We start from the raw sequence: 18379 nt of genomic DNA, 5'->3' as shown, positions 1-18379 counted from the left end.
CCCGTGGGTTGTGGCACCCCGCCCCCGCTGGTAATCCCCCAGGTCGAGATGAGCTCCCGCACCCTGGTCGTCGCCACAGCAATCGTGATGTTGGCCCTGCTGGCCTGCAAGAAGAAGAGCAGCGCCACCACGGAGCCGATGCCGGCGCCCACGCCCGCGCCGGTCTCCACCGGTCCTTGCCCCATGGGCAAGAGCATGGACCCGGGGCAGGGCGAGTTCCGCCCCGCGGTCACCGCCTTCAAGGACAAGAAGTACGACACCGCGCAGCTGCTGCTCGACAACCTGATGAAGAAGTACCCGAACAGCGCCACGGTTCGGGTCTGGCGTGGGGACGCGGCGCTGTTCGACAAGAAGACGAAGTACGAGGCAGCCGCGGACGACGCGATCCCGTTCTACCAGGAGGCCGAAAAGCTCCACGACAAGGAGTGCACGCTGCCCGAGAGCGAGCACTACTACCTGCGCATGGGCTTCGCCTTCGCCTACCTTCGCAAGAAGGACGCCGAAAACGCCATCAAGCACCTCGAGATCGCCAAGAAGAACTGGGACAACAGCGCCGAGATTTTCTACAACCTGGCGCGCGCCCAGTGCATGAACAAGGACGTCGACGCCTGCGCCGACAGCTTCGAGAAGGCCCTCGATATCGCCAAGGCCCTGCGACGCCCCAAGTTCCTCCGCACGCACAACTCGCTGGACGACTGGATCCGCCGTTCCCGCACCCAATCGGAGTTTCCGATCCTGCGGCGTAACGCGCGCTACAGCCAGATCATCAAGAAGGCGAAAGAGGACTGAGCCTCACAACGTGTCGGGCAGGGGGGAGTACGGGCACTCGTTGTTCACGACGAACGCGATGCCGTCCCGCGGCGAGTTCTCGTCGTTCAGGTAGTAGTCGATGCGATAGCTGCCCTGGGAGAAGCGCGGATCCGGGGGATCGGCCTCCAGATCCCGCTCGTGCGAGATCGTGATCTGCGACTCCCCCTTGCCGGTGGCGATGTTGCCAAACTCGTTCAGCTCGTCGCCGTGCTCGGAGTCCGGGTCGTAGAAAGGCTGTCCGTCCTGCGCCAGCACGAAGGGCAGGGTGGTGTCCGGCTCGTCGTTGCCGCCGAGAACCGTGACGTAGGGCCAGAGCAGGGTGTCGTCCCGGTAGCTCAGCACCTCGGCCGTCACGTAGAAGCCGGACGCATCCGGGTGGATGCACTTGGTGCGACGCACTCCGTCTGCATCTCGGGAGACGTACAGGTCCTTGATGTGGGCGGAGCGGCAACCACTGAGGCTGGCCAGAAGCGTGATCGCCACCGCCAGCGTGCTCGAGAGCCTCATGGATGCGCAGTATAGCCAGCTCCCGGCGGCCATAACAGCGTGGAATCGGGTGAAAAACCTGTCTAGCCTCGGCCGCCGTGCGCAACGCCCTCCGCTACCTGCTGCCACTGCTGGCCGTGATCGCTCTGGTGGAGGCCGGATTGTGGCTGTTCTGAGCCGCCTCGCGCGTCCCCGCGTGCTGCCGTTCCTGCTCTATGGGCTGTCCCTCGTGCTCCTGCTGATCGCATCGCGGCTGACGGGGCCATCGTTCGAGGAGCTGGGCCGGCTGGCCAACGTCGACGCCACCGGCGCCGTGGTGAAGGGCATCGCGGGGTCGGGGCTCGGGGCGCTTTCGGACGCGCGGGCCCAGACGGTGTACCGCGGCTTCGACGCTCGCGGCACGGGGTTCATCCTGCTCGCGGCCTGGTCGAAGCTCAGCTTGGGACGCGTGGGGATAGTGGATCCGCTGACGGCCTCCCGCTTGCCGTGGCTGCTGCTCCTCGCCGCGGCACCGCTTTCGCTGTGGTCGCTGCTCGCGCGGCGCTTCGGTCCGCTCCTGGCTGGGTTCGGGGCGCTGCTCCTGTTGCTGACGCCGCGCTGGCTCCACGCCGCTGCCACCGCCTCCGACGCGGCGCTCTTGGGCACCACGTGGTTGGGCGCCTTCGCCCTCGCCTTTCGAGCACGCCAGTCGCGCCAACATCGGCTGCGCTGGGCGTTGCTCGCGGGGCTCTGGGTCGGGGTGGGGGCGACGCGGAGCCTCGCCGCCCTGTGGCTGGTGCCGCTCATGATCGCGGTGGAGGTGCTCGCGTCGCCGCGTCGCTGCTTCCGTGGCGGCAGACTGCTCGCCCCCAGCAGCGCGCTCTTCGCCCTCGGTTTCGCTCCGCTGTTGCTGCTGATCTCCAATCCCGGCTTGTGGAAGTCCAACGTGGTGGGCCTGGCGCGCTGGGCTCTGGCTCCGCTGGCTCCCACGGTGCAGCCGACGCTGGTCTTGGGCGCCACCATCCAGCGACCGCCGGTGCCCGGGGGCTACGCCGCGTTGTGGTTGGTGGAGACCACGCCCTGGGTGCTATTACTGCTGGCGCTCGTGGGTCTCGGGTCGAGCGTGGTGCGCGTCGTCCGACGTCGCGCCGAGCCCTGGGACGTGCTGCTGCTCGCGGGCTTCGCCGCCACGCTCCTCGGTCCGGCGCTCACGCCGCTGCCCCTCACGCTGTTCCCGCCGCGGGTGGAGCTCGCGTTGCCCTTCGTGGCGCTGGCTGCCGCGGCGGGAGCCAGCGCCGCGCTGTCCGTCGCCCAACCGAAGCTCGCGCGCCCGAGTCTCGGCGTCGTACTCCTCGCCGTCGCGCTCTCGAGCCTGGTCCGCGTTCCCGTGCTGGGCAGCTACTTCTCGCCGCTCCTCGGAGGCGCGGGTCGTGTGATCGCGGCCCGCAGCTTGCCCCCCGGGGACGGCAGCGAGCTGTCGCGCATGGCCGCCGCCATGGACGCGATGGGCTTGCCGCAGATCACGATCTCCGCCGAGCCCGAGGTGCCGCCCAACGCGTTCTCCACACTGCGCGAGCTCGGCCGCATGCGCGCGGCGGTCGTGATCGTTCCCCGCGGCCGACCTGCCCAACTCCAGCTGACCCGCGGCGCCGTCCCCGGCGCCGTCGCCCGGGTCGAAGCGGGTGGCGCCGTGCTGTGGAGCCTGGCTCCTAGCCCCTGACAGATTTTGTCGGGGCGGCGCGAGCCCGGCGCGCCCCGCGGCTCGTCACTTCGCCGTCAGCACTTGCACCAGCGCTTCGCCGCTACCCACCCGCGGCCGCACCTTCGCGCTGAGGGTCCCGCCGGTGCGCACGCAGATCGGCCCGCCCTCGGCGACCAGGGCAAAACGGCCCGGCAGCACGTCCCGGCCGAGCTCTCGGCCCTTCGCGTCGCTGAGCACTGCGTCGAGCTCCCGCACGCTCGGCGCGCCCACGGCGATGACCCGCACGCAGGCCAGGTCCGGCACATCGACCGTCACCGTCGCGTTGCCGTGGGCGGCGCGGACCGCTTCCCCCAATGGGCGGAACCCGGGAGCACACGCTGCGGACAACGCCGCGAGGGCGGCCTTGGGCTCGGACGGCAGCGGGCGCACTGCGTCGAAGCAGCCGCTCACGGCGGGGCGCTCGGGGGGCGGCGCGGCGGCCACCGACGGCGCGCTGCTCGCGGCCGGCGGCACGGCCGCAGAGGTGGCGCCGGGGCCCGGATCCGACGGCGGGGTGCGCTTGCACCCCGCCAGCACCAGCGCAGTCACTACCCAGCGGATCCGCACCCGTGCGCCCTACGGCGCGACCGTCGCGCCGTCAACTCAGCTCACTTCTTCTTGCTCTTGTGCTTCTTCTCGGCGCGGTCACGAGAGCCCACCACGGCGGTGTCCGCCGCGTAAGCGACCTCGCCCGTCACCACCGAGCCCGGCACGGGGAGCTTGGGCACGATCAGCAGCTCGAGGTTCAGCTGCGTATCGTCGTCGTCGATCTTCTTGAGACGCCACGTGGCGTCGAGCCGCTTCACGTTGCCCTTCACCATGTGGCCTTCGAGGATCTTCTCGTTGCCCACGCTCTTGATCGGCTCGAAGCGCACCACCGCCCAGATCTTCGCGGCGCCCTTGAGGATGGGCACCTGCAGGTAGACGTCGGTCTTGTCGCCGTCGCGCCCCACGACCTTGGATTTGTCGAAGCGCTTGATGAAGTCTTCGTAGTGGCGGAAGTCCTTGATGACCTTCTCCACCGTCTTTTCCGGAGCGGCGATGTGCACGCGGGCGCAACCGGCCTTGGTGCTGCTGTGCTTGGTGAGCACTTCGTAGCGCTCGGAGTCCCTCAGCTTCATGAGGCGCTTGGCCTCGGCATCCGGCGCCGCGGAGGCGCGAGGAGCGAGGACGGCGAGGCCCATGGCGGCCAGCAAGGACAGTACGGTGGTACGACGTGAGCTCATCAAGAACCCTCCCGTTGGGCGAGACTTACGGTTTCCCCTGCCGCGATCTTCCACCCACGATGACCATTCGTCGGGGCGAGGTCCAGCAGGTTGCTGCATGGCGTGGACTTGTGCAGGAGCCATGCCGCCGCTCCCGGGCACGTGAAAAATCGCTCTGAGTCCGAGGGCTTGCGTCGGAAGCGCGAGTCCTGGGGGGAGCTAGGAGCCGGGCGCGGTGGACCCCGAGGTTCTCAGGGGGTGAGGCGCTTCCGCCACAGGCGAGGCGCTACAGCGGCGCCATCGTGCAGCTGCCGGAGAACTGCACGCCCTTGTCCATGAAGATCTCCGGGGAGTGCAGGTTCCCGTTCACCCGCGCCGGCACGTACAGCTCGATGGAGGTCGCTGCGCGCACGTTGCCGGTGACCGTGCCCCCCTTGATGATCACCGTGGCCACGTCGATCTCGGCGTCTACCTCGGCCCCCTCGCCGATGATCAGCACGTCGTCACTGTGGATTTCGCCCTTGAAAAAGCCGTCGATCCGCACGCGACCCTCGAAGTGGAGCTTGCCCTCGAAACGGGTACCCCGGCCCAGCAAGGCCGTGATTTCGGTGGCGGGCAGGGAGGCGTCCATTGGGGCGCGGAGCATACAGGGTTCGTCCGGCTCGCTCCACCAGACCCGCGTCGTCAGCTTTGCGACGATCTTCCCGCCCACCGCTGACAGTTGCATAACGTGGCCTCGGAGCTACCCAAAAAGTCACGCTATTTCAGTCGTTTAGGTGAACGGCTTGGGCGGGAACGGATCCTGCTTTCTGGGGTGCCGTCTCGGGATCCGAACGCGGTCGTCACGCACGGATTGACGCTGGTCACCGTTCGTGAGAGGCCCTCCGGCGCTGAAAAGGCGGGGGGCGCTGTGCTCGGGCGTGGCGCCGAGGCTGCACTTTGCATCAATCAACGAGAGGTATGCGTTCGATGAAGGGCCGAAGCTTGGGTCGCCTTGGTATTGGGGTCGCGCTGGCCGCGTCCGCCGTCCTATTCGCGATGCCGTCCTACGCTCAGGACGACCCCGCCCCGCCGCCGCCCGACCCGGGCGCCGCTCCCGCCGAAGGAGACGCTCCAGCAGCGCCGCCGGCGGCACCAGATGGCGAGAAAAAGCCCGAAGACGCGGCGCCGCCCTCGAACACACAGCAGCCCGCTCCCGCACCGGCCACGCCGCCACCTGCCGGCGGCACCGCCCCCACGGCAGCGCCGCCGCCGGCTGGCGGAACGGGCGGCGCGCAAATTGGCTTTGGCGCCAGCGCCAATCCGCAGATCGACACCGGCGCCAAGACCGGCGGCCCGGGCGGGGGCGAAGCCAAGGAAGAGAAGCTTCCCTGGCGTGGCACCTCCCTCGGCTGGGACAACTCCGCCACGACGGAGACCGTGGGCGTCGGCCGAAACGAGCTCACGCGCAACCCGACTTACGAAATGTCGTTCATCTTCGGGCCCCGCTACTACCTGTGGGAGGCCGAGGATCCCTCCCAGAGCATCAGCCTGCGCGGGCGCCTGGATCTGATTCGCGAGTTCACCAACAGCGATTCGACCACGAAGCGCGGCGAGTGGACGCTCAGCGATCTGTCCATCTTCCCGCAGTACTCCCGCAATCTGTACAAGGAAGGGGACATCCGTACGGATCTCGCCCTGCGTGCCCCCACGCTGGCGTTCCCCACTTCCAAGAACAGCGCCAACAGCGGTCGCATCATTCAGGTCGGCGCGCTCGCCGGCGTGACCCAGCAAGTGCCCCTGATGGGTACCTCGGAGCCGGTGCTGCAGACCTTCGCGCTCACAGGGCGCGTCGGCTACAGCCACTGGTTCACCAAGGCCACTCAGCCCACCAACGGGGATCTGGCCTACACTCGCATGGGTCCTGACGGCCGCGCGCTCCCGAGCGATCAGCTCGGTGGCGCGGCGAACGCTGCGCACAACGTCACCTTGGACCTCATCGGCGAGCTGGCGATCACCGAGAAGGTGGTGTGGACCAACTGGTTTTCGTGGCGCCCGGTGTGGAAGTACGACTTCGAGAATCGGCCGGTGTGCGGCAACCTGCTCACGGGCTGTGAGACCCCGAGCACGGTGCAAGATCCGAACAACTTCTCCGTCATCACGTTGTTCAACTCCGAGGTCGGGGTGGACGTGATCGACGAGATGAACGTCGCCGTCGGCTACGCGAACTTGACGTTGCAGCAGGGGCCGGACGGCACTCGTCGCAACATCTTCTACAGCCCCGACGCGCGCGTGTACGCGACCATCACCGCCAAGCTCGACGAGATCTACAAGTCCGCCAGCGGACTGCGGAAGTCGGAGTCCAGCGACAAGCGCGTCGAAGAAGCCTCGCTTCGCCGCCGCCGCAGCGCCCAGTAGCCGGGGTTTGCCGGGGGCATTTCGCCCCCGGCGCGGCGCGATGTTTCCGCGCCGGACCAACATCCCCTGTCCCCGAAGCCGCCGGTTCTGGCTTTCGCCGGAGCCTCGTGCGAAAGTGCTGAGCATGGATAAGAGGCTCAGCGTGGTGCTCGCGGTGGGCTTGGCGCTCGCGCCGGCGTGGGCTTGGGCCCAGAGCCAAGGCGCTCCGGAAGCGCCCAGTGAGGCCCCGGCGGAGGCGCCCTCGGGCAAGGCGGCGGAGAAGGAGAAGCCTCCGGGGGTGACCGGCGGCTACAGCTGGTCGAAGAAGCCGCGGCGGCACTACCGCGGGAAGCGCCGCAAGATCGACCCGAACGCGCCGATCGCGACCTACCCGGGTTTCATGATGCTGCCGGACGGCACCAGCCAGCTCTGGGTGTACGTGAACAAGAAGGTGCCGGTGCAGGTGAGCAAGGCGCCGGGGCGCGTCACCTTCGTGCTCACCGGCGCGCAGATCGCCGTGTGGAACAACACCCACGTGTTGGCAACGCAGTTCTTCGACACGCCGCTCAGCCGCGCGCGGCTTCGTCCCGACAAGGCGGGCGCCCAGCTGGTGCTGGAGCTGCGCGAGAACGTCACGCCGACCCACACCGTGATCGACGGCCCGCGCGGGACGATGGTGCTGCGGGTCAGTCTTCCGCGACCGAGTCACAGCTACGTGGCGACCGATCAGGTCGCGCCGCTAGGGGTGGGGCAGAGCCAAAGCGACCGCGCGGCGGTGCACTCGGCCCCGCGGGCGCCGAGCGCCGTGAAGAAGCCCGGCCCCAAGCCCTGACCTTTCCGTGCAGCGTCTCCTGCCTTTCGGGATCGCCGCGCTGGCGATGGCCTGGGCGCTCCCCGCACGCGCGGCAGAAGAGCCCGAGTACCGCGTCGACTTCCGCGCCGGGAAGGTCGAGGTGGACACCCGCCTGCAGCGACTGGAGCTGTCCGACGACGTCGTGATTCAGGTGGATCGCTACCGGCTGCTGAGCGACCACCTGACGCTGCAGCGCGGTCCTCGGGGCGTGGAGGTGGAAGGACGCGGGCGGGTGGCGTTCTGTCCCTGTCCGGACCCGCCGCTGTCGCTCACCTTCGACTCGGCGACGGTCGCTCCGCCCACCGATCTGCTGCTGGAGAACCCCACGGTGTACGCCGGCAGTGTACCGGTGTTCTGGCTGCCGTGGTTCTGGCTGCGGGCGAAGAACCGGATGGGGCTCTTGCCGCCACGGCTGTCGTGGCGGGGCGACGATGGGCTTCTGGCCGGAGCTGGCGTGCACGTGCCCTTCGGCAGCGACAGCGACACTCAGCTCGACGTGTTCGCCTCGGGATACCTGAAGGGCGGCGCCGAGCTCGAGGGGCGCTTGGCGGCGCCCACCTCGTCCACCCGCGTGCGTTGGGATCACTTGAATCAGAGCTTGCTCGAGCTCGACGCCCACGGCAGCGCGGGAGGGCGCCACGCGGGCAGTGTTGCTTGGCGGGTGGACGCCATCCGCGGGGCGCGCGGGCGGCGGGGGACGGTGGAGCTCGAGCCGGCGGCGCGCCGCTTCGATCGCGCGGAGCTCGAGCTGTCGGAGACGGTGTCCGGGGTGGTGCTCGCGGCGGGGGCCCAGAGCGTGGGGCGTCGTGCCGCACCCGTGGACGAGGTGGGGGAGATCGGCCCGCGAGCGCACCTCGGCGTGAGCGAGGCGCTGGGCGCTCACGGCAGCGTGGACCTCGCCGGCGACGTGGCCAGCTTTCGCGAATCCGAGAGCCGGAGCTCCAGCGCGGTCAGCGAGCGCGCGGCCATCGGCTTCGCCCCCGTGCTGGGGCCGCTGAGCGTCGACGCGCGGCTCCGTCACGGGCTGGAGCTGTCGAGCACGGAGGTGGACTCGGGGCTCGACAGTTGGGGCGCGCTCGACGCGCGCGTCGGGCTGCCGCTGGTGCGGAGCTTCGGCGCGGGGCCGGATCCGCTGCGCCACCGCGTGGAGCCCTTCGTCAATGGCGGCGCCCGCGCGGCGCTGCACCGCGGCGGCCGGCCCGCCTTCGATACCTTGCCCGCGCCGGACGAACCGCTGCTGCGCGTGGCGGCAGGGCTCGACACCACCCTCGGGCGCTTCGCCGCGCGGGACGCCCTGCGCTTGACGCTGCTGGGCGGTGAAGTCGGTCCCACGGAGGATCTGACGGCGCTCGGAAGCGGGCGCCTCATCGCGGACACCACGCTCTTTGGCGCCAGCGTGGAGTCGACCTGGGACGTGGACACCACGCGGCAGCCGACCACCCTTGCGCGTCTGCGTCTCGGGCGCCCGGACGACGTTCACGTCTCCGGCCACGTGGAGAGCCGGGGCGACGTGGAGCCCGTGCTCGCGCGCTGGCTGTCGGCGGATGACTTCTCGGAGCCGCCCCTGGGTTGGCTTTCGGACTCGGGTGTGAGCGCCGGCGGCGAGATCGGCGTGACATGGACGCGCTGGCTCGCGAGCAGCGTGGGTTCGGAGCACGACCTCAGCGCGAGGAAGCTGCTCGCGGTGCGAGGCAGCATCGGTTACCGACACCCGTGCGGCTGTCTTGCGGTCCTGGCGTGGGCCGGAAAGCGGGTGGGGCGCGGCGGCGCAGACGCTTGGCTTTCCCTGGATCTGATGCCGTAGTCGTCCCCCGCGCCCCGATTTCTGAACTCCGCGGCAGTAGTGCTACCCTCGGAGCCGTGGTTGACAGCGAGCCGCCTCTTGCGAGCGAACCGCCCATCTCCGGCGGACCGGTCTCCCGCTCCGTCGTGGGATCCACGATCGTCGTCGCGGACGACGACCGCATCACCCGTGAGCTGCTGTCCAGCATGCTGCGCGCCAACGGCTTCGTGGTGGAAGCCGTGGAAGACGGCCAGGCCGCGGTGGAGCGCGTGGGGCGCGGCGACGTCGACCTGGTGCTGCTCGACATCCTGATGCCCAGACTATCGGGCCTCGAGGCGTGCCGTCTGCTCAAGGGCATGACCACCGAGACGTTCCTGCCGGTGGTGTTGGTGACGGTGAAGACGGACACCCAGAGTCGGGTGGAGGGGCTGCGCATCGGCGCCGACGACTACGTGTGCAAGCCGTTCGACGAGCGTGAGCTCATCGCTCGGGTAGAGGCCATGCTGCGCATCAAGAAGCTCCACGACCACGTGGTGCGAGCGCGAGCAAAGCTCGAGCAGCTGAGCGTTCACGACGATCTCACGGGGCTCTACAACTACCGCTACTTGCACACGCGGCTGGCCGAGGAGTTCAAGCGGGCAGAGCGCTATCACGACCCGCTGGCGTGCATCGTGCTCGACATCGATCGGCTGCAAGCCATCAACGATTCCGACGGCAGAAGCGCCGGGGACACCGTGATCAAGGGCGTCGCGGAGGCCATCGGTCGGACGGTGCGGGACGTGGACGTCGTGGCCCGCTTCGGAGGCGACGAGTTCCTCGTGGTGCTGCCCAGCACGCACTTCGCCGGCTCGGTCACCGTGGCCGAGCGGATCTGGCGCTCCGTCAGCGAGCGGCCCTTCTTCGGCGAGGGCTCCCGGCCCTTCCGCGTCACCTTGAGCGTGGGCGTCGCGCTGTATCCGTCGCGGGACGTGCGCTCGAAGGACGCGCTGCTCCGTGCTTCCGACGCGGCGCTGCACCACGCCAAGCGCGACGGCGGCAATCGCATCTGCGTCTTTCAGCAGCACGGCTACCTGTACACGCCGGTGGTGGGCGAGGGCACCGGGGAGCCGCTCCCCTCCGAGCGGCCGGGCACGCCGCGCTCCAATCCCCCGCCGGCGGGGCGTCGCGGCTATCGCATCTCCGATCGGCCGCCCTCCAGCCGTCGGGGGTCGGGATGAGCGAAGACGAAGTCGAGGCCATCACGACGGACGGTGCCGATCCGTTGTGCGTGTTGGTGGTGGACGATGAGCCGACGCTGCGGCGGAATCTCGCGCGGATCCTGCTGAGTCGCGGCATGAAGGTGCACACGGCGGGGGACGGCGCCGTGGCCATGGAGCTGCTCGGCAGCGAGCGGGTGGACGTCGCGCTGGTGGATCTGATGATGCCCAACGTTGGCGGGATGGAGCTGTTGGAGTTCGTCAAGAGTCGCCACGCGGACGTGGAAGTGATCATGATGACGGCCTTCGCGGATGTGGAGACCGCCGTAAAGACGGTGCGCGCCGGCGCCTACCACTTCCTGACCAAGCCCTTCCGCTCCAACGACGAGGTCGTGCTCTCCGTGGTGAAGGCGGCGGAGCGCCGCCGGCTCCTGGATCGCGCTCGCATGTTGGAACAGCGCCTCGAGCAGATGCGCAAGTTCGGCGAGCTGATCGGCAACTCGCCCCGCATGCAGGAGGTGTATCGCCTGGCCCTGGGCGTGGCGCCCACGGAGACCACGGTGCTGATCCTGGGCGAGAGCGGCACCGGCAAGGAGCTCACGGCCCGGGCGATTCATCAGCACTCGCGGCGCAGCGGGAAGCCCTTCGTCGCCGTCAACTGCTCGGCCATTCCGGTGGATCTGGTGGAGAGCGAGCTGTTCGGCCACGTGCGGGGCGCATTCAGCGGCGCCACCGCCACGCGTCCGGGGCTGTTCGAGGCGGCAGACGGCGGCACCATCTTTCTCGACGAGGTGGGCGACCTACCGGCGCTGGCCCAAGTGAAGCTCCTGCGCGTGCTGCAGCAGGGGGAGATCAAGCGCGTCGGTGCCAACGAAACCAAGATCGTGGACGTGCGCGTGGTGGCGGCGACCAACGTGGACCTGCGCACGCAGATCGAACAGGGACGATTTCGCGACGACCTCTACTACCGCCTCAACGTGGTCGCCATCGAGCTGCCCGCGCTGCGGGAGCGCAAGGACGACATTCCGCTCCTCGCTTATCACTTTCTGCACAAGCACACGCTCCGCGCCAAGCGTGACATCAAGCGCATCGACCCGGATGCGATGGCGCAGCTCGAGCGCTACCCCTGGCCGGGCAACGTGCGCGAGCTGGAGAACGCCGTCGAGCACGCCGTGGTGTTCTGTCATGGCGAGGCGCTTTCGGCGGGGGACCTGCCCTTTTCGCGAGGCGCACCGTCGGCTGCCGGGAGCGTGGACGAAACCTCCGGGTTCACCAGTGCCCTGTTCGATCTGCCCTTCCGCGAAGCGAAGCAGCGGGCCCTCGACGAGTTCGAGGAGAGCTATTTGTCCACCGTCCTACGACGAGCTCAGGGCAACGTGTCGGAGGCCGCACGGCAGGCCGGGCTCGACCGTTCGAATTTCCGACGGACCGCCAAGCGCGCCGGACTTTTGGGCAACAAGGACTGAGTCCAGCTCTCGACGCTCGCGAGACAATCGGGATAGGCTGCGCCCGATGCGCTTTGCCCTGGCCTTCGTCTTGCTTGCGACCGGCACCTTGGCCGCGAGCCCCGCGCGAGCGCAGGAGTCGGCGAAGGTCAGCGGACCGCGCTACGATCTGAGGCGCTGTCTCAACCTGGCGGAGCAGAACTACCCGAAGATCCACGAGGCTCGGGCGCGCTTGGAGCAGAAGCGTGCGCAGGTGCGGCAGGCCCATACCCAGCCCTACTCCGACTTCACCTTCACCGGGGGCATCGGGCCGGCGCCCACGGTTCGCGGAACCAGCATCTACAGCCCCAATACGGACGCATCGCTGACCAGCAACATGGCCCTCGCATGGCAGGTGGGCATCGAGGGCGCGGTGCCGCTCTGGACGTTCGGCAAGATCACGAACCTGTGGGACGCCGCCGACGCTCAAGTGAAGGTCGGCGAGCACGAGGTGAAGAAGGAGAAGAACGCCGTCAAGCTGTCGGTGCGGCAAGCCTTCTACGGCATCCTGCTGGCGCGGGATTCCCTGCTCTTGCTGCGAGACGCCTCCAAGCGCATCGACAAGTACATCAAGCGGCTATCGGATCGCGTGGCCGAAGGGGAAGGGGACGACATCGAGCTCATCAAGCTCAAGATGTACCGCGAAGATCTGGTGGTGAAGGAGAGCGAGGCTCGCCGTCACGAAGCGCAGGCCCTCGCGGGGCTGCGCTTCCTCACCGGCGTCCGTGGTCAGTTCGACATCGCGGACCGACCCCTCAAGAAGAACCCGCACACCCTCGCGCCGCTGGCTCGCTACCTGGAAGCGGCGCGCTTGTTTCGTCCGGAGATCAACATGGCGCGGGCGGGCATCGCGGCCCGCAACGCCCAGCTTCGCCTCGAACGCTCCCGCTACTATCCGGATCTGGCCGTCGGCCTCAGCGCCAAGTGGGCCAAGGCGCCGGAGGTCACGGACCAGCAGAACCCCTTCGTGCACGACGGTGGCAACTACTTCCACTACGGTGCGGCGCTGGTGCTGCGCTGGAAGCTCGACTTCCTGCCGCAGTCCGCGCGCGTGGCGCAAGCCGCGGCGCAGGTGGAAGAAATCCGCGCTACCGAGCGATACGCGCTGGGGGGCGTCGCCGTGGAGGTGGAGAACGCCTACATCGAGGCCCGCGACGCCCAGAAGCGGCTCGACGCTCACACCCGCGCGCTGAAGCTGGCGAAGCAGTGGCTCATCAAGGTGCAGCAAGGCATCGACGTGGGCACCTTCGAGGAAGAAGACATCGCAGATCCCGCCAAGGAGTACGCCCTCAAGCGCTTCAACCAGCTGTCCGCGATCTTCGACTACAACGTGGCGGTCGCCAAGCTGGCCCAGGCGACGGGCTGGGACGCGATGAACAACGAGCGTTGAGGGCGCGGGCAGGGGCGTGCCCGCGCCGCACCGACAAAATCAGAAGCTTGCTCGGAGGGTGGCTTCTTGGTCGTCGAGACGCTTCTCGATGCTGGCCAGGCCATTGTTGATGGCGTCGCGCACCATCGTGATGATGGTGGGCAGCGAGCCCTTGAGTGCTTCGTAATAGCGCTGCCGCTCCGTGGAATGAATGATGGCAGGCGGGTAGCCCGAGCGCATGAGCAACACGTTCATCAGCAAACGGGCGACCTTGCCGCTGTCCGACGGGAACGGGAAGACGCGCAGCAGATCGTAGTGAGCGCGCGCCGCGATGCGGATCGGGTCCTTGATCTTCTTCGGCTCCGGGCCGTTCAGCCAGTCGATCACCTGGCGCACGCGATAGGCGATCTTGTCCGGCTGGGCGTACTCGTGGAAGTACAGCCGGTGCTGGGGAATGTCCTTGCGGTACTTCACGCTCTTCAGGTCGCCCTCTTCGGGGTGAAGCGTGAGGTAGAGCTTCTTGATCACGTCGATGTTGACGCTGGAGCGCTTCTTCTCGCCGAGGTCACGGACCAGCTCGAGGGCCGTCTTGTGGCGACGGATCTCTTCGCACACCGGCTGGAGACTGCTGTCGGGTACTACCGTGATGTTGGGATCGATCGCGGTCTTGAGCTCCTGGAAGGTGTAGACGACGCCTTCCAGGGCGCTGTCGTGGTAGATCCAGGACATGTCGAAGCTCTCGGCGTACTCACGCCGGAACTCCTCCGGGCACTTGCCGAGACGCTCTACGATCAACGCGTAGCGCTCGTCGATCCGCTCCGGCACCGGTGGCGGCGGAGGAGGGGGCGGCGGGGGCGGCGGCACTGGAGATGCTGCCGGCTGGGGCTCCGGCGGGGGACGGGGGGCGACGGGCGCCTCGCCGGTCACGCGGCGGGTGGTTCCCGATTGGTTCGGGATGGCGTCGGGTCGATACACGCGCGTGGTGGCACCCCGCCCTGAACCGGCGCGTTGGGCGCGCTTGCTGAGGCGGGCCACCTTGCCCTCCAGGGCTCGGCGGGCGGCTTCCTTTTCGGCCCGCAGGCGCTCGCGCTCCGCTTCCTTCGCCTTGCGATAGGCCTCGCGCTCGGCTTCCCGCTTGGCGCGCTCTTCTTCTCGGGCGCGCCGCGCTTCTTCCTTCAGCCGCTCGCGCTCGGCCTCGCGCTCGGCGCGCTCCTCTTCCTTCGCTCGGCGCGCTTCTTCCTTCAAGCGCTCGCGCTCGGCCTCCCGGGCCTTCTTGGCGGCCTCGCGCTCCTTGCGCTCTTTTTCGCGGGCCTTCTCGCGCTCCTTGCGCTCTTTTTCGCGGGCCTTCTCGCGTTCCTTGCGCTCTTTTTCGCGCTCTTTCTCGCGGCGGGCCTTCTCGCGCTCTTTCTCGCGCTGAGCTTTCTCGCGTTCTTTCTCGCGGCGGGCCTTCTCGCGCTCTTTCTCGCGGCGGGCCTTCTCGCGCTCTTTTTCGCGACGGGCCTTCTCGCGGTCGCGGTCTCGGGCGCTGACCTTGGCCTTCTTCGCCACGGTCTTCTTCTTTGCCGCCGCCGGCTTCTTCTTGGCCTTGGGCTTCGGCTTCGGGGCCGGCCGCTTCTTGGGCTTCGGCTTCGGCTTGGGCGCCGGCTTCTTCTTGGCCTTCTTCTTGGACGAAGAATGCTGAGATTTCTTGGGCTTACGAGGCGAGCTCGCTGCCCTTCGGGTGGTGGCTTTCTTGGCCACCGGCTTCTTAGACTTCTTCTTGGATCGCGCCGGCATCGCAGGTCGGACACCATCCCGGCGCCCGCAAGGAGGCCCTAGTGGGGGCTGGGACGGGAAGTCCCCAAAGCTTCGGCCGGAACGTAGTCGGCTCGAACCTACGTCGTCAAGCAGGCTTGCGGGGAGTGACGCTGAATTCTGCCACGAACCGATATCAGCCGACGGGCCGGGACTCGCGGAAGTAGTCCGGGAACAGCTCGCTGTTCGGGAGGGGGTCTTTGCGGGCGGTGAGGATCTCGCAGCCGGCGTCGGTGACCAAGACGGTGTGCTCGAACTGAGCGGAGAGGGAGCCATCCGCGGTGATGGCGGTCCAATCGTCGTCGAGGATCTCCACCTCCCAGCCACCGAGGTTGATCATGGGCTCGATGGTGAAGGTCATTCCTGCCCGTAGGCGGATGCCTCGGCCCCAGCGCCCGTAGTGGCTCACCTTCGGTTCGTCGTGGAATACGCGGCCGATCCCATGCCCCACGAAGTCGCGCACGACGGAGCAACCGTGGCCTTCTGCGAACTCCTGGATCGCCGCTCCGATGTCGCCCAATCGAGCTCCCGCCCGCACCTGCGCGATGCCGAGATCCAGGCTCTTGCGGGCGACCTCCGTCACCTTCTTCGCGTCTTCGTTGGGTGTTCCTACATAGAACGTGGCCGAGGTGTCACCGTGGAATCCCTTGTACACATGGGTCACGTCCACGTTGACGATGTCGCCCTCCTCCAGGCGGCGGGCGCCGGGGATCCCGTGGCACACGACCTCGTTGACGGAGGTGCAGACGCTCTTGGGAAACCCGCGGTAGTTCAAGGGGGCGGGGCGGGCGCCTTGTCGCAGGGTGTCCTGGTGGACGAAGGTGTTGATCTCCTCCGTGGTCACGCCTGGGACGATGAGGTTGCCCACGCGGACGAGGGTGTCCGCGGCGAGGGCGCAGACCTCACGCATCGCTTCGATTTCCTTGGGCGTCTTTATTTCCACGGAGCCCGTTCGAAAGCTCAGGGCACGTCTCATGAACCGACCTCGGACACTAGCATGGCACTCTCCACGGCCCGGCGGATTTCCGGGGTATCCGCTTCGGCGTGCCAATGCAGCACGCGCGCGCCGTGGTCGTTATAGCGCTTCGCGAAGAGGATGACCCCCCTTCCGACCAGATCGGTCTCGGTGGATCGGATCCAGGGAAAGGAGGGGCTCGAAGCATCGACCTCCAAGGTGATGGGGCCGGCTGACGATTCGCCGCGCACCACCCCCGTCGGCGTCAGCACCAGGACGTAGGACTCGAGAGCGTCACGGCGGTCGCGGGTGACGGTGGACACGCGGCCCGCGAGCACCAGGGCGGCGCTACGAGCGCGGGCGGTGAGGCGTCGGTCCTCGCCCACGGGTGTAGGCCGCTCCAAACCGAAGAAATCCGGGGAGAAGGTGTCGTCGAACAGGGCAGAGTCGGCCGCCGTGTACGGCGCGAGGGCCACGGGATCGGGCGCGTTCGCCTCGGGCTCGGGGCCGCAGCTCGCAGTGGCAGCCAAGCACAAGGCAAGGAGCGCGAAGGTAAAGGGTGCGCTAGGTTCCATCATTCCAGGGCCTCGGCCGTCTAAGATGGGGCTCGAGCTGTGCTTGAGCCAGCGTCGAGGCCGGTGCTAGCGTGGTGCCCCGGCCACGGGGCATAGTCAAGGATTTCGGGAGGATAGCAATGAAGCTCAAGCTCTTCTCGGCGCTCGTCGGAGCAGCACTCGTCACCGCCATCGCGCCAGCCCATGACGCGGCAGCATCGCCTGCCGTCGTCTTCGCCAAGCCAAAAGCCAAAAAGGCCAAGGCTCCCAGCGCGTCCGACAAGCCTCCCATGATGAAGAAGCGCATCGGGCTCAGCCCGAAGGGCGTGGCGTGGGGCATCAGTGTGGAGCAGTTGGCCAAGATCTACGATCGCGTCTTCGACAAGGAGTTCGTCCCTCTCTACAAGAAGGTCTCCCCGGGGCCGCGCATGGCGGCTCTCGACGCCGAGCTGGAAAACAAGAAGGCGGTGCTGCGGCACAACAAGATCCTGTTCGGCACGCTGCCTACTGGGATCGACCAGACTCCGCTCAAGGGGATTCAGTACTCCTACGGCAACAACGAGAGCATGACTCGAGTCACGCTCCGTAGCGGCACGACACGTAACTTCTTCTTCTTCAATGACAAGCTCTGGATGATCTACGACGAGCACAAGCTGCGGGAGGGTGGCCCGTACGGTGCGAGCTTCGAGGAAGCGGTTCAAATCCTCACCAAGAGGCTCGGTGGCGTGGAACCACAGATGGTGGAGCCGGATTACGCGAAGGGCGTGAGCTTTCCCGAGGCCCGCTGGCAGGATGGCAAGGTCGTGGTCCGTGCCATCAACCGCGAATACCAGAAGATCATCGGTATGGCCTACGCGGACACCTCGGTGTTCTTCAATCTGTCGAAGTACCGAAAGAACAAGGTGGAGGACCCGAGCGCCATGGACAAGGACGTGGCGGCGGTCACTCAGAAGAAGACCGAGCCCCCGAAGGACGAGGGCAAGGACAAGAAGAAGAAGAAGTAGCGTCCGCTACTCTTCGAGCCGCTCGGCATCCGGCGGTACGATCGCGCCCGAGCTCAGGTCGACCTGGGCCTCGGGCGCGACTGCTTGGATGGCAGGCTCGATCACGCGGCGCTTGGTGAGGGTGAGGCCCGGACAGCCCGAATAGTGCCCCTTCACGTGGAGCCGAACCTCACTGTCGGTCACCGCGATCAAGTACACTTCTGCCCCGTCCGCCCGCAAAAGTGGGGCGATCACCTGGCGAACGACACGTTCGAGCTCGTCACGCGACGACCCCATAGAGACGGCGACGTTAGCACGGCCACGACCTCCGTCGCGAGCCCTCGAAACGGCTGCATTTCTGTTTCGGGCTGGACAACCGGCCCGAGACCATCTAGACGCTCGTCTCCCGTCTGCGGCTCCGACCGCTGGCAGCGCTGGCGCCCTGGGTGCCCGGTGCTACCGTTGTCGGGTCCGGGCGAATCACAGTCCTGCCCCACACCCCCGTGATTGGGGACCAGTTTCGAGGAATCATGGCCGTTCACATCCGACTCGCCCGCCACGGCGCCAAGAAGACTCCGTTTTACCGCATCGTGGTCACGGACCACCGCAATCCGCGGGACGGACGCTTCATCGAGAACATCGGCGTTTTCAACCCCGCCGAGCCCGCCAAGCTCGAGATCGACCGTGAGCGCCTCGAGTACTGGAAGTCCCACGGCGCCCAGCCGTCCGCTACGCTGGAGCAGCTCCTCAAGAAGACGCCCGCGCCCACGGCGTGACGGGCCAGCTCCGGTCGCGGTGTCGCACGGACTAC

At 67.8% G+C, this 18379-nt stretch carries 17 protein-coding genes; 9 read left to right on the top strand and 8 right to left on the bottom strand.

Translation table 11 applies throughout. The annotated features are described in order from the left end of the window. Positions 1-48: 48 nt before the first annotated feature. Positions 49-789: a hypothetical protein gene (locus tag H6717_10920; protein MCB9577524.1), complete on the top strand. Its 741-nt coding sequence runs from the start codon at positions 49-51 to the stop codon at positions 787-789. Between the two features lie 3 nt (positions 790-792). Here the strand turns inward: H6717_10920 and H6717_10915 are convergent, their stop codons facing one another. Then, positions 793-1317 (bottom strand): hypothetical protein, encoded by a 525-nt coding sequence (locus H6717_10915; protein ID MCB9577523.1) that lies wholly within the window; start codon positions 1315-1317, stop codon positions 793-795. 142 nt (positions 1318-1459) lie between these two features. Here H6717_10915 and H6717_10910 point away from each other — a divergent pair, with 142 nt between their 5' ends. Next, on the top strand, positions 1460-2995 hold the full coding sequence (locus H6717_10910) for a glycosyltransferase family 39 protein (GenBank protein MCB9577522.1): 1536 nt from the start codon (positions 1460-1462) through the stop codon (positions 2993-2995). 45 nt (positions 2996-3040) lie between these two features. Here H6717_10910 and H6717_10905 read toward each other — a convergent pair whose 3' ends face one another. The 3 genes from H6717_10905 to H6717_10895 all read right to left on the bottom strand — a co-directional run bounded on the left by H6717_10905 (position 3041) and on the right by H6717_10895 (position 4852). Beyond that, positions 3041-3583: a hypothetical protein gene (locus H6717_10905; protein MCB9577521.1), complete on the bottom strand. Its 543-nt coding sequence runs from the start codon at positions 3581-3583 to the stop codon at positions 3041-3043. Between the two features lie 41 nt (positions 3584-3624). Further along, the gene (locus H6717_10900; GenBank protein MCB9577520.1) at positions 3625-4242 is read right to left on the bottom strand and encodes a hypothetical protein; all 618 of its coding nucleotides are present in this window, start codon (positions 4240-4242) and stop codon (positions 3625-3627) included. 265 nt (positions 4243-4507) lie between these two features. Continuing rightward, positions 4508-4852 (bottom strand): polymer-forming cytoskeletal protein, encoded by a 345-nt coding sequence (locus tag H6717_10895; GenBank protein MCB9577519.1) that lies wholly within the window; start codon positions 4850-4852, stop codon positions 4508-4510. A 338-nt stretch (positions 4853-5190) separates the two neighbouring features. On the opposite strand from H6717_10895, the gene H6717_10890 reads away from it, so the two are divergent. The 5 genes from H6717_10890 to H6717_10870 all read left to right on the top strand — a co-directional run bounded on the left by H6717_10890 (position 5191) and on the right by H6717_10870 (position 13303). Beyond that, entirely contained in the window at positions 5191-6618 is a 1428-nt protein-coding gene (locus tag H6717_10890) for a hypothetical protein (protein MCB9577518.1), read from the top strand. Between the two features lie 124 nt (positions 6619-6742). Next, positions 6743-7429, top strand: a complete 687-nt coding sequence (locus H6717_10885; GenBank protein ID MCB9577517.1) for a hypothetical protein — start codon at positions 6743-6745, stop codon at positions 7427-7429. Positions 7430-9067: 1638 nt separating this feature from the next. Then, positions 9068-10450 carry a diguanylate cyclase gene (locus H6717_10880; GenBank protein MCB9577516.1) on the top strand — a complete coding sequence of 461 codons (1383 nt, stop codon included), beginning with the start codon at positions 9068-9070 and terminating at the stop codon, positions 10448-10450. Continuing rightward, positions 10447-11895, top strand: coding sequence for a sigma-54-dependent Fis family transcriptional regulator (locus H6717_10875; protein ID MCB9577515.1), 1449 nt, complete (start codon positions 10447-10449; stop codon positions 11893-11895). Before H6717_10880 ends, H6717_10875 begins: the two co-directional genes overlap by 4 nt. A 46-nt stretch (positions 11896-11941) precedes the next feature. Further along, a complete protein-coding gene (locus H6717_10870; protein ID MCB9577514.1) occupies positions 11942-13303 on the top strand; it encodes a TolC family protein in 1362 nt (453 codons plus the stop codon). 39 nt (positions 13304-13342) lie between these two features. Here the strand turns inward: H6717_10870 and H6717_10865 are convergent, their stop codons facing one another. From H6717_10865 to H6717_10855, 3 genes are all read right to left on the bottom strand, one after another. Further along, on the bottom strand, positions 13343-15058 hold the full coding sequence (locus H6717_10865) for a Fic family protein (GenBank protein MCB9577513.1): 1716 nt from the start codon (positions 15056-15058) through the stop codon (positions 13343-13345). A gap of 154 nt (positions 15059-15212) precedes the next feature. After that, on the bottom strand, positions 15213-16052 hold the full coding sequence (gene map / locus H6717_10860; protein MCB9577512.1) for a type I methionyl aminopeptidase: 840 nt from the start codon (positions 16050-16052) through the stop codon (positions 15213-15215). After that, the gene (locus H6717_10855; protein MCB9577511.1) at positions 16049-16606 is read right to left on the bottom strand and encodes a hypothetical protein; all 558 of its coding nucleotides are present in this window, start codon (positions 16604-16606) and stop codon (positions 16049-16051) included. Before H6717_10855 ends, map begins: the two co-directional genes overlap by 4 nt. 119 nt (positions 16607-16725) lie before the next feature. On the opposite strand from H6717_10855, the gene H6717_10850 reads away from it, so the two are divergent. Then, entirely contained in the window at positions 16726-17589 is an 864-nt protein-coding gene (locus tag H6717_10850) for a hypothetical protein (protein ID MCB9577510.1), read from the top strand. A 6-nt stretch (positions 17590-17595) separates the two neighbouring features. Here H6717_10850 and H6717_10845 read toward each other — a convergent pair whose 3' ends face one another. Next, positions 17596-17865 carry a NifU family protein gene (locus H6717_10845; protein ID MCB9577509.1) on the bottom strand — a complete coding sequence of 90 codons (270 nt, stop codon included), beginning with the start codon at positions 17863-17865 and terminating at the stop codon, positions 17596-17598. A gap of 233 nt (positions 17866-18098) precedes the next feature. Here H6717_10845 and rpsP point away from each other — a divergent pair, with 233 nt between their 5' ends. After that, on the top strand, positions 18099-18344 hold the full coding sequence (gene rpsP / locus H6717_10840) for a 30S ribosomal protein S16 (protein MCB9577508.1): 246 nt from the start codon (positions 18099-18101) through the stop codon (positions 18342-18344). Positions 18345-18379 lie beyond the last annotated feature (35 nt).

The sequence above is a fragment of the Polyangiaceae bacterium genome (assembly GCA_020633235.1).
Classification (GTDB): domain Bacteria; phylum Myxococcota_A; class Polyangia; order Polyangiales; family Polyangiaceae; genus JACKEA01.
This window is presented reverse-complemented; position numbering and strand designations above follow the sequence as displayed.

Excerpts from the sequence above, each read along its gene's own strand:
- rpsP (MCB9577508.1), top strand. The coding sequence starts at position 18,099 with ATGGCCGTTCACATCCGACTCGCCCGCCACGGCGCCAAGAAGACTCCG.
- H6717_10880 (MCB9577516.1), top strand. The coding sequence starts at position 9,068 with ATGGACGCGCTGGCTCGCGAGCAGCGTGGGTTCGGAGCACGACCTCAG.
- H6717_10865 (MCB9577513.1), bottom strand. The coding sequence starts at position 15,058 with ATGCCGGCGCGATCCAAGAAGAAGTCTAAGAAGCCGGTGGCCAAGAAA.
- H6717_10885 (MCB9577517.1), top strand. The coding sequence starts at position 6,743 with ATGGATAAGAGGCTCAGCGTGGTGCTCGCGGTGGGCTTGGCGCTCGCG.
- H6717_10895 (MCB9577519.1), bottom strand. The coding sequence starts at position 4,852 with ATGGACGCCTCCCTGCCCGCCACCGAAATCACGGCCTTGCTGGGCCGG.
- H6717_10875 (MCB9577515.1), top strand. The coding sequence starts at position 10,447 with ATGAGCGAAGACGAAGTCGAGGCCATCACGACGGACGGTGCCGATCCG.
- map (MCB9577512.1), bottom strand. The coding sequence starts at position 16,052 with ATGAGACGTGCCCTGAGCTTTCGAACGGGCTCCGTGGAAATAAAGACG.
- H6717_10870 (MCB9577514.1), top strand. The coding sequence starts at position 11,942 with ATGCGCTTTGCCCTGGCCTTCGTCTTGCTTGCGACCGGCACCTTGGCC.
- H6717_10915 (MCB9577523.1), bottom strand. The coding sequence starts at position 1,317 with ATGAGGCTCTCGAGCACGCTGGCGGTGGCGATCACGCTTCTGGCCAGC.
- H6717_10890 (MCB9577518.1), top strand. The coding sequence starts at position 5,191 with ATGAAGGGCCGAAGCTTGGGTCGCCTTGGTATTGGGGTCGCGCTGGCC.
- H6717_10900 (MCB9577520.1), bottom strand. The coding sequence starts at position 4,242 with ATGAGCTCACGTCGTACCACCGTACTGTCCTTGCTGGCCGCCATGGGC.
- H6717_10850 (MCB9577510.1), top strand. The coding sequence starts at position 16,726 with ATGAAGCTCAAGCTCTTCTCGGCGCTCGTCGGAGCAGCACTCGTCACC.
- H6717_10920 (MCB9577524.1), top strand. The coding sequence starts at position 49 with ATGAGCTCCCGCACCCTGGTCGTCGCCACAGCAATCGTGATGTTGGCC.
- H6717_10845 (MCB9577509.1), bottom strand. The coding sequence starts at position 17,865 with ATGGGGTCGTCGCGTGACGAGCTCGAACGTGTCGTTCGCCAGGTGATC.
- H6717_10855 (MCB9577511.1), bottom strand. The coding sequence starts at position 16,606 with ATGGAACCTAGCGCACCCTTTACCTTCGCGCTCCTTGCCTTGTGCTTG.